Below are 13,223 nucleotides of genomic sequence, written 5' to 3'. Positions count from 1 at the left end.
TCGGCTAACACTGACTGAAACTGAGACTGACATGCCACAAATTATCGTTCTGCCCCACCCTCAACTCTGCCCGGAAGGCACTGTAATCGACGCGCCGGAAGGCAAATCACTGTGTGAGGCATTGGTTGAAAGCGATGTTGAAATCGAACATGCGTGTGAAATGTCATGCGCCTGCACCACCTGCCACGTGGTCATACGCGAAGGCTTCCAGTCATTGAATGCATCGTCTGACGATGAAGAAGACTTGCTCGACGCCGCCTGGGGACTCGAAGCAACTTCACGCCTGTCCTGCCAGGTCAAACTGGGTAAACAGGACATCACGATAGAGATTCCGAAATACACGATCAATCACGCTCGCGAAAATCATTAAACATCAGGTGAACGCCATGAAATGGTCTGAGACACACCGTATTGCTGAAGCTTTATACGATCAATTTCCGGATATTGATCCGCTAACCTTGCGCTTCACGGATTTGCACAACCTGATCGTCGATCTTGCAGAATTTGACGATGACCACGCCCGTGGCGGCGAAAAAGTCCTCGAAGCTATCCAGGCTGCCTGGATAGAAGAAGCCAAATAAAAGCTGTTTGTTGCTATCACAACGCAATGCATGTGAATTGCCCAAACAATCACATGCATGTCTTGCTCAAAAACAAAAAACCTCTTAATATTTCCTGATTGTCTACCGATTTGCCGATGCAAAATCATGTGTCTCCGGTCACCCGGTTGACTCGTCTGACATTGTGCTCAGGGTCAATTCGCAGCAAGCGCAACTGGCCCCGGCATTCCACACAACTGTGACGTTCAAGGACATAGTAATGCGGTTTCGAAACTTTCTTTCTTCCATCCGCAGCCGCATCACACTTCGCCTTGCCATTATCTTAGCGGTCGTTTTCGGTGTCGCAGTTCCTTCCGCCATTCTGGTTCCCTACCATCTGAGCACAATAGAAAGTGCAGCGCGGATTCGCAATAACGAAGATCACAATCGTCTGGTTGATATTTTGTCTGTGATTCTGAGCGAACCGTTATGGCAAATCACACCGGAAATCGCCAATATTTCCAGCGAAGTTGTTTATTCCGATCCGCGCGTTGCGAAGATAGAAGTCATCACCCTGCCAGACCGCAAAGAATTCATTAAAAATGACGTTCACATGCAAAACCAGGTGGGACCATTCACCAGCATGGTTCGTGAGATCAAGCACGGCGGTCAGGTCATCGGTGAAGTCAAACTGACACTCGCTGAAGATTTACTGCGCGAAAGCCTGCGCTCTGACTTCCGCCGTTATGTGACAACCGCCGTGCTCTCATTATTTCTGGCAATCGTCTTCATTCTGATGGTATTGCAATGGCGTCTGGTGAAACCGGTGCGCCTGCTGATGGACGAATCTGACCGCCTTGCCAATGGCGAACTTAACGCACCGATCACCCTCAATCGTGAAGACGAACTGGGCCACCTCGCCACCAGTCTGGAAGTAACCCGTCAGGCACTCAAGCGTTCATTTGGCGAACTCGAAATCAAAAACCAGCAATTACTGGAATACTCGGGCACGCTGGAATCCAAAGTACGGCAAAGAACGCAAGAACTGGAATCGGTCAACCGCAACCTTGAAGCCGCGCTGCACAATGTCAACACGGCGCAATCAGAGCTGGCAAGGGTAGAACGCATGGCGGCACTGGGCTCTATGGTCGCCGGGGTCGCGCATGAGCTGAATACGCCGCTGGGCAACTGTTTGCTCGTTGCCAGCACACTGGAAGAAGAAACCCGCCAGCTGTTGAAAATGGTGGAAGACAACCAGATCAGGCGTTCCGACCTGACCCGTTACGCCACTACCGCGCTGGACTCGTCCAAACTGTTATTGCGCGGCTTGCAGCAATCTGCGCATCTGGTCGGTGATTTCAAACAAGTGGCGGTCGATCAGTCGAGTGCACAACGGCGCACGTTTGGCCTGAAGGTCACGCTGCAGGAATTATCCGCACTGCTGCATTCCAGTCTGCGCAAAACACCCTTCACGCTGGAACTCGATATTCCCGATGACATTCAGCTCAACAGCTATCCCGGCTTGCTGGGACAAGTGTTCACCAACCTCGTTAACAACTCTGTGATTCACGGGCTGGAAGGTCGCAGCCACGGTGTTATGCACTGCACCGCAGTGAAACAAGGGGAATTCGTCCTCATCATCTTTACCGATGACGGCAAAGGAATCCCTCCGGAAATCATCAATCGTATTTTCGAACCGTTTTTCACCACCAAGTTTGGCCAGGGCGGTAGTGGCCTGGGTCTGAGTATCACGTTTAACATTATCACCAATGTGCTTGGCGGCACGATCCATGTCACCAGCAAACCAGATCAGGGTTCCCGCTTCGAAATCAGATTACCCCTCATCGCGCCGGGCGACCCCGATTCCAACGATCCATTGCTGACAGAGTCTTAATCCGCCCAAAATATACTCCCCCCAGTATATAAAAAGCCCCAATATTGACGCTGAGATTTAGCAGTTTTTAGCGATTTACCGGGGGAGTATCTGAAATATCTGCATTTCCCGTAGTACAACAGATGTTTGATCGTGTGCAGCGCAACAAATACCGTTGTTCATAGAGCAGATACGAGCAGGCAAGTGTCTGGCTGATGTATACTGCTGCCTCATTTCATTCCGCTTTCACCTCATCTTTATGCGTCAATATCTGGAATTCATGCGTCACGTGCGCGATCACGGAACAAAAAAAACTGACCGTACCGGCACCGGCACGGTGTCCGTTTTCGGCTATCAGATGCGTTTTGACCTGAATGAGGGTTTTCCGCTGGTCACGACTAAAAAACTGCATCTGAAATCCATCGTGCATGAACTGATCTGGTTCCTGGCCGGATCAACCAATATCAAGTATCTCAAGGACAATGGCGTCTCCATATGGGACGACTGGGCTGATCAGAATGGCGATCTCGGGCCTGTCTATGGCTCGCAATGGCGCAACTGGCCGACGCCGGATGGCCAGCATATCGATCAGATTCAACAGTTAATTGAACAGATCAAAAACAATCCTGACTCACGCCGCTTAATCGTTTCGGCATGGAATGTGGCCGATATTCCACAGATGAAACTGCCACCTTGCCACGCGCTGTTTCAGTTTTATGTCGCCGACGGCAAGCTGTCCTGCCAGTTGTATCAGCGCAGCGCCGATATTTTCCTCGGGGTACCGTTTAATATTGCCTCGTATGCCTTGCTGACGCACATGATTGCGCAGCAAACGGGCCTTGGCGTTGGTGACTTTATCTGGACCGGCGGTGATTGCCACTTGTATTCGAATCACATGGAACAAGTTGACTTACAGCTGTCGCGCGCGCCGCTACCGTTGCCGCAGCTGGTAATTCAGCGCCAGCCAGCATCGATTTTCGATTATAAGTTTGAGGATTTCGAATTCCGCAACTACGAATTCCATCCCCATATTAAAGCGCCGGTTGCGGTGTAATGAAAAAGAAAAGAAAGTCATCAGCATGTCATCCATGACCATTATCGTTGCCACGGATAGCCAGTCTGGCATAGGGATCAACAACACCCTGCCCTGGCATTTGCCGGAAGATCTTGCGCATTTTAAACGGACAACCAGCGGTCATACCATCATTATGGGACGCAAGACTTTTGATTCCATCGGACGACCACTGCCGAACCGGCGTAATATCGTCATCAGCCGCAATCCGGCATGGCAGCATGAGGGAGTAGAAACTTATCCATCAATAACAGCAGCGCAAGCGGCATTGAATGGACAAGACGCCTTCATCATCGGTGGCGCGCAAATTTATCAGCAGGCATTACCGCTCGCCGATAAGTTAATCGTTACCGAAATCGGCCAGTCATTTGCCTGCGATGCCTTCTTTCCGGCGATAGCGCCAGAGACATGGAAAGAAACGCAACGCGAAGAGCATTTTTCAGAACAAAAACAATTACATTACGCATTCGTTACATACGAAAAAATTTAAAGGGAAACACAATGTCAGGACACGGCTTTCACGTACACGGCCCACATGACCATGAATTAGAGCATGCAGCGCATGGCAATGATGATTTTGCCAGCCGTATCGCTGTCATGACCGCGATTATGGCGACCGTCGGCGCCTTGTTTGGTTACGAAGGTGGCGCCACACAAAATGACGCAGCCATGTTTAAAAACGAAGCAGCGATCAAAAAAACCGAAGCAGCGAACCAATGGAATTTTTATCAGTCAAAATCGAGTAAGCAAAATCTGGCTGAACTCGCCATGGTATTGCCCGGTGCCGATGCAGAAAAATACAAAGCCAAGGTAACCCGTTACGAAAGCGAGAAAGAAGCGATCAAGAAAGACGCTGAAAAGCTCGAAGCGGAATCGAAAGAGTGGGAAGAAAAATCAGAAAACGCCTTGCATCAGCACCATCGCTGGGCGCAAGCAATGACGGCGGTGCAGATTGCAATTTCGCTTGCCGCCATCACATTACTGACTAAAAAGAAATGGTTGCAATATGCCTCTTATGGTGTGGCCGGTATTGGCGTAGCGCTTGCCGGGCTCGCCTGGTTTCATATTTAATATTGAGAGATCAGAATGAAAAAACTTTTTAGCCTTATTTTACTGGTCAGTGCCTGTTCAGCGCAGGCGCAGACGGCAGAATTCGTCAATCTGGTGCCGGAAGCTTATTTACCTAAAGACGTTAACTTCTCGCTTGGTGGCGCAGTATTGTTCATCCCTAAATATAAGGGTTCCGATGAACACCGCGTTGCCGCTTATCCCCTGTTCGACGCGCAATGGAAAAATGGCGCGTTTTTCAGCGCATTCAACGGCCTGGGCTATAACTTCTCGAAAAACGCCAACTTGCAATACGGCCTGCGCATGTCGTTGGAAGCCGCGCGTGACGAATCCCGTTCTGGCAAATTGCGTGGACTCGGCGATGTCAGCACTGCGCTGGAGCCAGGCGCGTTCCTGAACTACTCGTTCAATCCGAATTATTCACTGGTGTCGTCGTTACGCTATGGTTCCGGCGTCGATCATAATGGTTTGCAAGTCAGCCTCGGTGCGCGCGCAACAACCGCGTTAAACAAAGATCACCGGATCTCAGCCAGCATCGGTGCGAACTGGGCGAATAGTCATTATGCGCAATCCTATTTCGGCGTGAATGCCCGTCAGTCAGCTGCCAGCGGTTACGCGCAGTTCACACCTTCCGCCGGCATTACCGATGTCCGCATCGGCGCCAGCTGGCACTGGACTATCGATACGAACTGGTCGCTGACGACCGGCGCCTCCATCAGCCGCTTGTCTGGTGATGCGGCGAAAAGCCCGTTCGTCTTTGACAAAACACCGGTCTCCGTCTTCTCTGCAGCAAGTTATCGCTTCTGAGTTGTACGCATGCTGACAGCCAAAGTGAGTATCGCCAGCGGTACTCACTTTTTTCTTTTGAAGAGATGATTTTAATCAGAAGAACACGGCTCAATTAGCTTTTTTAACATCAAAAAATAGCGATATTCCGTAGTCGATGACAATCCCGTGAAATTACACTCCGATTGCTTAAAATCACTGTTTTTTTTCACATGACAGACCACATATCTGAGAGAATTCGCTTCTTTGAATTTTTCGGCGCGCAAGCGGTTGATTTAACTTGCCCAGGCGTCTCCCCCGTACCAGGCTTTTTTGGAGACCTCAATGAAATTCCGCTTCCCCATCGTCATCATTGACGAAGACTTCCGTTCTGAAAACACCTCAGGTCTCGGCATCCGCGCACTCGCCGATGCGATCGAAACTGAGGGCATGGAAGTGCTGGGTGTAACCAGCTATGGTGATTTGTCTCAGTTTGCGCAACAGCAATCGCGCGCCTCTGCCTTCATTCTCTCGATTGATGATGAAGAGTTTGGCGGCGGCACCGACGAAGAAACCGATTACGCGCTGAAATCGCTGCGCGCCTTCGTCGAAGAAATCCGCTATAAAAACGCAGATATCCCAATTTATCTGTACGGCGAAACACGCACGTCCCGCCACATTCCGAATGATATCCTGCGCGAATTGCATGGCTTCATTCACATGTTTGAAGACACGCCGGAATTCGTCGCACGCCATATCATCCGTGAAGCGAAATCCTATCTGGATGGTTTATCACCACCGTTCTTCCGCGCGCTGGTGCATTACGCGAATGACGGTTCATATTCGTGGCATTGTCCGGGACACTCAGGTGGCGTCGCCTTCCTGAAGTCACCGATAGGTCAGATGTTCCATCAGTTTTTTGGTGAGAACATGCTGCGCGCTGACGTCTGTAACGCGGTGGAAGAACTCGGTCAATTGCTCGATCATACCGGCCCGGTTGCTGCTTCAGAAAGGAATGCCGCACGCATTTTCAATGCTGATCACTGCTACTTCGTCACCAACGGCACGTCGACCTCGAACAAGATGGTATGGCATTCCACTGTCGCGCCCGGCGACATCGTGGTCGTTGATCGCAACTGCCATAAATCGATTTTGCATTCGATTATTATGTGCGGCGCGATTCCGGTTTTCCTGATGCCAACCCGCAATCACCTCGGTATTATCGGCCCGATTCCGCTGGAAGAATTCAGCATGGAAAGCATACGCCGCAAGATCGAGGCGAATCCGTTTGCACGCGAAGCTAAAAATAAGAAGCCACGCATTCTGACCATCACACAATCGACCTACGATGGTGTGCTGTACAACGTCGAAGTGCTGAAAGACTTGCTGGATGGTGAAATCGACACTTTGCATTTCGACGAAGCCTGGTTGCCACATGCGACCTTCCATGAGTTCTACAAAGACATGCATGCGATAGGCAAGGATAGACCGCGCGCCAAGCAATCCATGATTTTCTCAACGCAATCGACACATAAATTGCTGGCAGGGATTTCTCAGGCGTCGCAAATTCTGGTGCGCGAATCGCAGACCGTTAAACTGGATCGCGACAGCTTCAATGAAGCTTACCTGATGCATACCTCAACGTCACCGCAATACTCCATCATCGCCTCATGCGATGTGGCAGCCGCCATGATGGAAGCGCCGGGCGGCACTGCGCTGGTGGAAGAGTCGATTCTGGAAGCGCTGGATTTCCGCCGTGCGATGCGTAAAGTCGATCAGGAATGGGGTAAAGACTGGTGGTTCCAGGTCTGGGGACCAGAAGAATTTTCAGATGACGGCATAGGCTCACGCGAAGACTGGGTCATCCGCGCGGAAGACAACTGGCATGGTTTCGGCAACCTCGCGTCGGGCTTTAACATGCTCGACCCGATCAAGGCAACCATCGTCACACCGGGCTTGTCGCTGGAAGGCAAATTTGGCGAAACCGGCATTCCGGCATCGATCGTCACCAAGTACCTGGCGGAACACGGCGTGATTGTTGAAAAATGCGGCCTGTATTCCTTCTTCATCATGTTTACCATCGGCATTACCAAAGGTCGCTGGAACACATTGCTGACAGCACTGCAGCAATTCAAAGATGATTACGACAAAAATCAGCCTATCTGGCGCATTTTGCCTGAGTTTGCGGCAGCAAACCCACGCTATGAAGGCGCAGGACTGAAAGACCTGTGTCAGGGCATTCATGAAGCCTACAAAGGCCATGATGTCGCCCGTCTGACCACGGAAATGTATCTGTCTGATATGCAACCGGCGATGAAGCCATCCGATGCATTTGCGATGATGGCGCACCGCGAGATTGAGCGTGTTTCTATTGATGAACTGGAAGGACGTGTCACCGCGATTCTGCTGACACCATATCCACCGGGTATTCCGCTGCTGATTCCGGGCGAGCGTTTCAACCGCACTATCGTTGATTATCTGCGTTTCGTCCGCGACTTCAATGATCGCTTCCCCGGCTTCGAAACTGACTGTCACGGATTGGTCAAAGCAGAGCTGAATGGCAAATTGGGTTACTTTGTTGACTGTGTGAAACTCGGCGCAGAAAACGGCAAATAAACCTCACGCAAGCCCAGATAAAACATCAAAAGCACCTGAAAATCTTTCAATTTTCAGGTGCTTGTTTTATTGTTACATGCAATCATGTAACACCGGAATAACCGGGCGGCCCGGCAGTAAAAGTAATACCTGCTGCCGATCACAGAATAACAATGCGCTGCGACCAATTGATGGAAATGACAGATGGGTGAAGTACAAGGATTAATGTCTCTGAAACATGCCGATGTTGCCGTCGGCCAGACGATACACTGGCCCATTTACAATCAGGCTGGTCAGATATTATTTAAATCAGGCGTTCACATTGCGGATCAACAGCAATTGAATCATCTGTTAGAAGTCGGTTACTGCGATGCGAATAATTTGTGGGATAGTATCCCTTCAAAACTGCCAAGCCTCGAACAACTCGGTGCAAAGACCGCGCCCGACACGACATCAAAACCAGCAGAAGAACTGAATAAAGAAACCATTGTCGAGCTCGACAGTGTGCGCTGGACCGTCGGCGAAGTATTTCATCTGCAAACGCATGATCAGGCCGCAACTCGCTACACGGTCAGACTGATAGGCTATGTAAAAAATAAATCATTGCTCGTCACCGCGCCAACTATCGATGGGCGATCTGCATCTATCCGTGAAGGACAGGCATTTATCATCCGTGCTTTCCCCGGCAAAAAAGCCTACGCATTTACCGCGAATCTGCTCAAATACGTGTACATGCCCTTTTCTTATCTGCACCTCAGCTATCCGAGACAGGTGCGCTCGACCACCATCCGCCAGGGTGCGCGTGCAACCGTCAGAATCATCGCTTCTGTCACGATCGGTAATCCGGAACAAACCGCTGCCGCCACGCTGGGAGACCTCAGCATGGGCGGCACTTCCGGTGTAGTGAAAAAATCCATAGGAAAAAAAGGCGATGTCGGTGTCATCAAATTCAAAGTCAACGCCGCTGGCAACGATGAGTATCTGGTGCTGGACGTAATTCTGCGTTCGGTAGCCATCACCGAAACCGGCGAAGAATTCCGTCTCGGTTTCGAATTTATTAATCTGACACCGCAATCCAGATTAATTTTGTCTGCGTTTGTGCATCAGACACTGGCAGAGATGGATTAAGTCCGTAAAAACTCGACACAAAATAAAAACGGACGGGTTCAATCACCGTCCGTTTTTGTTTGCCGAAACGCCAGACAATGGCGACTACATCAGGTTTTTGGCAAAGTCACGCCATGCTGACCCTGATATTTTCCGCCGCGATCTTTGTAAGACGTTTCGCATACTTCATCGCTTTCGAAAAACAAGACCTGCGCACAACCTTCGCCTGCATAAATCTTGGCTGGCAGCGGCGTGGTATTCGAGAATTCCAGCGTCACGTAGCCTTCCCATTCAGGCTCAAACGGCGTCACATTAACGATAATGCCGCAGCGCGCGTAGGTTGATTTGCCGAGGCAGATCGTCAGCACATTGCGCGGAATACGGAAATACTCCATGGTTCGTGCCAGCGCAAAAGAATTTGGCGGGATAATGCAGACATCACCTTTAAAATCGACAAACGATTTTTCATCGAAATTTTTCGGGTCGACGATAGTGCTGTTGATATTGGTGAAGATTTTGAATTCGTCGGCGCAACGGATATCGTAGCCATACGATGACGTGCCGTAGCTGACGATGCGCTGACCGTCGCGCTCGCGCACCTGACCAGCCTCAAACGGCTCGATCATGTTCGTCGATTCCGCCATCCGGCGTATCCATTTATCTGATTTGATACTCATGCAAAATCTCCTGCCCGATTGATATTGGGTGGAATTTTACGCGAAATCGCCCCGTGAATTAAGCTTATTACGCAGCTTATTACATCTGCAGCCCTGCAGAAAACGCATGTCGTGATGATCAGACGCCGCAAACCGCGTCGGATGCCGCCTGCGCCGCCAGCGTTTTTGCTTCTTCAACGCGCATGCCAGCGGGGAGTTGCACTTTATTTTTCACAGCGGTCATTTCCGCCAGAATGGAAATCGCAATCTCAGCCGGAGTCTTGCTACCGATATACAAACCGACCGGGCCATGCAATTTTGCGAGTTGCGCTTCGCTGACATCAAACTGTTTCAAACGCTCGCGCCGCTTTGCATTGTTCAGACGGGAGCCGATTGCTCCGACATAAAACGCCTCAGTCTTTAATGCTTCCATCAGCGCCAGATCATCAAGTTTAGGATCATGCGTCAAGGCCACCACAGCGCTACGGCTGTCGAGTTGCATCTCCAGCACAAGATCATCCGGCATCGCATGGACGACTTGCACACCATCCACCTGCCAGCCAACACGATATTCTTCGCGTGGATCGCACACCGTCACCTGATAATCCATGCCGACGGCAATGCTCGCCAAAAAACGTGATAACTGACCAGCGCCGATAATCAGCAAGCGCCAGCGCGGGCCATGCACCGTGATCAGGCGTTCAGATGCCAGCACCAATTGCGCATGCGCTTCGGCTTTACTCAGTGTTACAGCACCCGACGCGAGATCTAATTCACGCGTTGTCAGTTCATGGTCAGCGAGTCTGTCGAGCAATTCGCCTATCTTGCTGCTGTCAGTCAACGGCTCTATCGCCAGTTGTATCGTGCCGCCGCACGGCAAGCCAAAACGATGTGCATCATCGGCAGAAATGCCGTAAGTAACAATTTCCGGAACATTACGGGTGATGCCATGCTGCTGAACACGGGCAATAAGATCATCCTCTATGCATCCACCGGAAACCGAGCCGATGACGCGCCCATCTTCGCAAATACCCAGCATAGCCCCCTCAGGACGCGGGCTGGAGCCCCAGGTCTTAATGACCGTCACCAACTCACAACGAAGCCCGCTTTTGACCCAGGCATCACAGGATTTGAGCACTTCGAGATCGACACTATCCATATTTTTCGTTCATGGTGTTAATGCATTTCTGGCACCTTCTCGCGGAACCAGAGATGTCTGCAACGGCGATCGTGTGACGATGACCGTTGCCATTGAAACTGAAGAAGCTAAAAAAACCAAAGAAACTCAGCTTATTTTTTATACGAAGGGAAAAACAATTGCTGGCCATCGACTTTATAGTCGGCAATTTTCTTCTGGCCTTCTGCTGACGTCATCCATTCAATCAGGCTGTTCGCGCCGCGAATATTGATGTCTTTGTACTTCGCAGGATTGACTGCAATGATGCCGTAGGGATTAAACATTTTGGCATCGCCCTCGACCTGTACATCCAATCCAGTCTTCGCTTTATACGCGCCGTAAGTCGCGCGATCAGTCAGAGTATAAGCCTGCATCTGCGCTGCCATTGTCAGCACTTCGCCCATCCCAAGACCGGCAGATACATAGGCGCTGCCAGCAGGTTTCACGCCCGCTTCTTTCCAGTACGCCTGCTCCATCTGATCTGTTCCGGAATTATCGCCACGGGAAATAAATTTCGCTTTGCTGGCCACCAGTTTGCGCAACGCGTTGATCACATCTTTGCTGCCCTTCAGACCAGCCGGATCTGCCACCGGGCCGACAATAATGAAGTCGTTATACATCACGTCGCGGCGATTAATGCCATGGCCTTCGGCGATGAATTTATCTTCCGCCGCGCGCGCATGCACTAAGGTCACATCCACGTCGCCATTTTTCGCCAGCTCCAGCGCCTTGCCTGTGCCGACGGAAATCACATGCACCTTCATGTGCGTTTTCGCTTCAAAATCCGGCAAAATGGCTTTCAGTAATCCGGAATTTTCGGTGCTGGTCGTGGTCGACAAGCGCAACACTTCCTGCGCGCTGATCTGCGCCTGAGCGCCCAGCAAAGTCAGTGAAATAGCGAGGATAAGACGTTTCATGATTTCTCCTGTAAATGAGTGCGGGTATTTTCTCACGAAACCCGGTTTCCCTCGCGGGAGCGGTATCGCGCGAAAACACAGTAACAATGGGCTGATTTCGTCGGTTAAATTTTCTGTTACAACGATTTTAGGGGGAGTATCTGCCTATTTTGCCTTTATGTCCGCATAAACAAAGGGGCTTTCAATATACTGGGGGGAGTATATTTTGGCACTGTTCTGCACCATCCGGCATCATTCTGCACTATTCGGCGCGATCAGACAGTGAGCAGAGCAAGATCCGGGAGGCTGACAGCAGCCTGCGGTTACAAGCCGGTCCGCACCTCATCGTCATCGATCGCGGCGAAACGCGGCACGAGTACACCATCCACTTCCACCATTTCAAAAAATACCGCCTTCGGACGCGTCCAGATACTGCCATTGTGTGAACGGTAAACGATCACGGGGCTGAGATCCGATTCTTGTATTGCTTCGCAGACCAGTTCGTACACACCACCTTTGTAGTGCCGGTATTTTTGTGGCTGGGTCATCGTCAGAGCTCTTTCATCAATTCAACATCAGGCCGCGATTATGCCTCGTCTGCCGCAACTCTGCCAACGACCAGCCGCACACTCATGCCGCAGCAAACTGTTTTTTCAGAAACGCCGGTACTTTGGCAGCGCTGAGCTGATTCACCGCGATCAGCAATTGCGGATCAATTGCAGCAACGGCATAACGGCGGCGCAATTCTTCTGCGACATGCAGCATCAGCGCGGCGGTGACTTCGGCGTCGGCCTCGGCTCTGTGCGCTGCGCCTTGAAAACGGATGCCGAGTGCAGCAGCCAGTCGCCCCAGCGAATAACTCGCCATACCGGGAAAAATCCGCCGCGCCAGCTTGACCGAGCAGACCAGCCCATCATGATCAGGCCATAAACCCTGGCGGTCACTTTCTGCCTTCAGAAATTTTTCATCGAAACTGGCGTTGTGCGCAACCAAAGTATCGTTGCCGATAAAATCCACCAACGCCGGCATCACCTCACTGACCGCCGGAGCACGATCCACCATCGTTTGCGTAATCCCGGTCAGCTCGGTAATGAAATATGGAATCCGTACGCCACAATTAATCAGGGACACATAACGGTCAACGACTTCGCCCCCCACCACACGTAAAGCCGCGACTTCAGTCACCCGACCGCCCTGCTCCGGACTCATGCCCGAGGTCTCAAAGTCGATCACGACTATCGCTTGTGCAAACATATTTTTTATTCACCGGAACTAAAATTGTGTAAGAGTATCTACCAATATCATTATTGTGTGCCCTGATGCATCCACGCACACCGGGCAGCAGCGCCAGAAGAAATAGAACTTAAAAAGCTTCCCATCCGTGCACAGCTGCCCGACATTGTAATCGCTGATGCAGCGCGGTTCTGCATACAATAATAATGAACAATAATGATCTCATTCATCACGACAGCGCC

At 50.9% G+C, this 13,223-nt stretch carries 14 protein-coding genes; 9 read left to right on the top strand and 5 right to left on the bottom strand.

From position 1 onward, the window contains the following. Nucleotides 1-31 precede the first annotated feature (31 nt). The 9 genes from fdx (at nt 32) to H8K29_RS15495 (ending at nt 9,040) form a co-directional block, all read left to right on the top strand. Complete coding sequence (gene fdx, locus H8K29_RS15535; protein ID WP_186883602.1) at nt 32-370, top strand: ISC system 2Fe-2S type ferredoxin; 339 nt, start codon at nt 32-34, stop codon at nt 368-370. Nucleotides 371-386: 16 nt separating this feature from the next. Next, the gene (gene iscX, locus H8K29_RS15530; protein WP_186883603.1) at nt 387-581 is read left to right on the top strand and encodes a Fe-S cluster assembly protein IscX; all 195 of its coding nucleotides are present in this window, start codon (nt 387-389) and stop codon (nt 579-581) included. A 238-nt stretch (nt 582-819) separates the two neighbouring features. Further along, entirely contained in the window at nt 820-2,433 is a 1,614-nt protein-coding gene (locus H8K29_RS15525; RefSeq protein ID WP_186898327.1) for a sensor histidine kinase, read from the top strand. A gap of 238 nt (nt 2,434-2,671) precedes the next feature. Further along, a complete protein-coding gene (locus tag H8K29_RS15520) occupies nt 2,672-3,466 on the top strand; it encodes a thymidylate synthase (protein ID WP_186898326.1) in 795 nt (264 codons plus the stop codon). Between the two features lie 25 nt (nt 3,467-3,491). After that, complete coding sequence (locus H8K29_RS15515) at nt 3,492-3,974, top strand: dihydrofolate reductase (RefSeq protein WP_186898325.1); 483 nt, start codon at nt 3,492-3,494, stop codon at nt 3,972-3,974. An 11-nt stretch (nt 3,975-3,985) separates the two neighbouring features. After that, on the top strand, nt 3,986-4,555 hold the full coding sequence (locus H8K29_RS15510; RefSeq protein ID WP_186898324.1) for a DUF4337 domain-containing protein: 570 nt from the start codon (nt 3,986-3,988) through the stop codon (nt 4,553-4,555). 15 nt (nt 4,556-4,570) lie between these two features. Continuing rightward, nucleotides 4,571-5,359, top strand: coding sequence for a MipA/OmpV family protein (locus H8K29_RS15505; protein WP_186883608.1), 789 nt, complete (start codon nt 4,571-4,573; stop codon nt 5,357-5,359). Nucleotides 5,360-5,662: 303 nt separating this feature from the next. Then, nucleotides 5,663-7,933, top strand: a complete 2,271-nt coding sequence (locus H8K29_RS15500) for an arginine/lysine/ornithine decarboxylase (protein WP_186883609.1) — start codon at nt 5,663-5,665, stop codon at nt 7,931-7,933. A 183-nt stretch (nt 7,934-8,116) separates the two neighbouring features. Then, nucleotides 8,117-9,040: a flagellar brake protein gene (locus tag H8K29_RS15495; RefSeq protein ID WP_186898323.1), complete on the top strand. Its 924-nt coding sequence runs from the start codon at nt 8,117-8,119 to the stop codon at nt 9,038-9,040. An 89-nt stretch (nt 9,041-9,129) separates the two neighbouring features. Here H8K29_RS15495 and dcd read toward each other — a convergent pair whose 3' ends face one another. The 5 genes from dcd to H8K29_RS15470 form a co-directional block, all read right to left on the bottom strand. Then, nucleotides 9,130-9,696: a dCTP deaminase gene (gene dcd, locus H8K29_RS15490; RefSeq protein WP_186883611.1), complete on the bottom strand. Its 567-nt coding sequence runs from the start codon at nt 9,694-9,696 to the stop codon at nt 9,130-9,132. A 118-nt stretch (nt 9,697-9,814) separates the two neighbouring features. Next, nucleotides 9,815-10,834: an XdhC family protein gene (locus H8K29_RS15485; RefSeq protein ID WP_186898322.1), complete on the bottom strand. Its 1,020-nt coding sequence runs from the start codon at nt 10,832-10,834 to the stop codon at nt 9,815-9,817. A gap of 131 nt (nt 10,835-10,965) precedes the next feature. Further along, nucleotides 10,966-11,769 carry a substrate-binding domain-containing protein gene (locus tag H8K29_RS15480; protein ID WP_186898321.1) on the bottom strand — a complete coding sequence of 268 codons (804 nt, stop codon included), beginning with the start codon at nt 11,767-11,769 and terminating at the stop codon, nt 10,966-10,968. Between the two features lie 302 nt (nt 11,770-12,071). Further along, nucleotides 12,072-12,296 carry a DUF1653 domain-containing protein gene (locus H8K29_RS15475; RefSeq protein ID WP_186898320.1) on the bottom strand — a complete coding sequence of 75 codons (225 nt, stop codon included), beginning with the start codon at nt 12,294-12,296 and terminating at the stop codon, nt 12,072-12,074. An 82-nt stretch (nt 12,297-12,378) separates the two neighbouring features. Beyond that, nucleotides 12,379-13,002, bottom strand: coding sequence for a PolC-type DNA polymerase III (locus tag H8K29_RS15470; RefSeq protein WP_186898319.1), 624 nt, complete (start codon nt 13,000-13,002; stop codon nt 12,379-12,381). Between the last annotated feature and the right edge of the window lie 221 nt (nt 13,003-13,223).

This window comes from Undibacterium sp. CY21W (assembly GCF_014284265.1).
Classification (GTDB): domain Bacteria; phylum Pseudomonadota; class Gammaproteobacteria; order Burkholderiales; family Burkholderiaceae_D; genus Undibacterium; species Undibacterium aquatile.
This window is presented reverse-complemented; position numbering and strand designations above follow the sequence as displayed.

What these genes read in the sequence shown, in the direction of transcription:
- H8K29_RS15470 (WP_186898319.1), bottom strand. Translation starts at nt 13,002, where the DNA reads ATGTTTGCACAAGCGATAGTCGTGATCGACTTTGAGACCTCGGGCATG.
- iscX (WP_186883603.1), top strand. Translation starts at nt 387, where the DNA reads ATGAAATGGTCTGAGACACACCGTATTGCTGAAGCTTTATACGATCAA.
- H8K29_RS15480 (WP_186898321.1), bottom strand. Translation starts at nt 11,769, where the DNA reads ATGAAACGTCTTATCCTCGCTATTTCACTGACTTTGCTGGGCGCTCAG.
- H8K29_RS15515 (WP_186898325.1), top strand. Translation starts at nt 3,492, where the DNA reads ATGTCATCCATGACCATTATCGTTGCCACGGATAGCCAGTCTGGCATA.
- H8K29_RS15495 (WP_186898323.1), top strand. Translation starts at nt 8,117, where the DNA reads ATGGGTGAAGTACAAGGATTAATGTCTCTGAAACATGCCGATGTTGCC.
- H8K29_RS15475 (WP_186898320.1), bottom strand. Translation starts at nt 12,296, where the DNA reads ATGACCCAGCCACAAAAATACCGGCACTACAAAGGTGGTGTGTACGAA.
- H8K29_RS15520 (WP_186898326.1), top strand. Translation starts at nt 2,672, where the DNA reads ATGCGTCAATATCTGGAATTCATGCGTCACGTGCGCGATCACGGAACA.
- H8K29_RS15500 (WP_186883609.1), top strand. Translation starts at nt 5,663, where the DNA reads ATGAAATTCCGCTTCCCCATCGTCATCATTGACGAAGACTTCCGTTCT.
- H8K29_RS15505 (WP_186883608.1), top strand. Translation starts at nt 4,571, where the DNA reads ATGAAAAAACTTTTTAGCCTTATTTTACTGGTCAGTGCCTGTTCAGCG.
- dcd (WP_186883611.1), bottom strand. Translation starts at nt 9,696, where the DNA reads ATGAGTATCAAATCAGATAAATGGATACGCCGGATGGCGGAATCGACG.
- H8K29_RS15510 (WP_186898324.1), top strand. Translation starts at nt 3,986, where the DNA reads ATGTCAGGACACGGCTTTCACGTACACGGCCCACATGACCATGAATTA.
- fdx (WP_186883602.1), top strand. Translation starts at nt 32, where the DNA reads ATGCCACAAATTATCGTTCTGCCCCACCCTCAACTCTGCCCGGAAGGC.
- H8K29_RS15485 (WP_186898322.1), bottom strand. Translation starts at nt 10,834, where the DNA reads ATGGATAGTGTCGATCTCGAAGTGCTCAAATCCTGTGATGCCTGGGTC.
- H8K29_RS15525 (WP_186898327.1), top strand. Translation starts at nt 820, where the DNA reads ATGCGGTTTCGAAACTTTCTTTCTTCCATCCGCAGCCGCATCACACTT.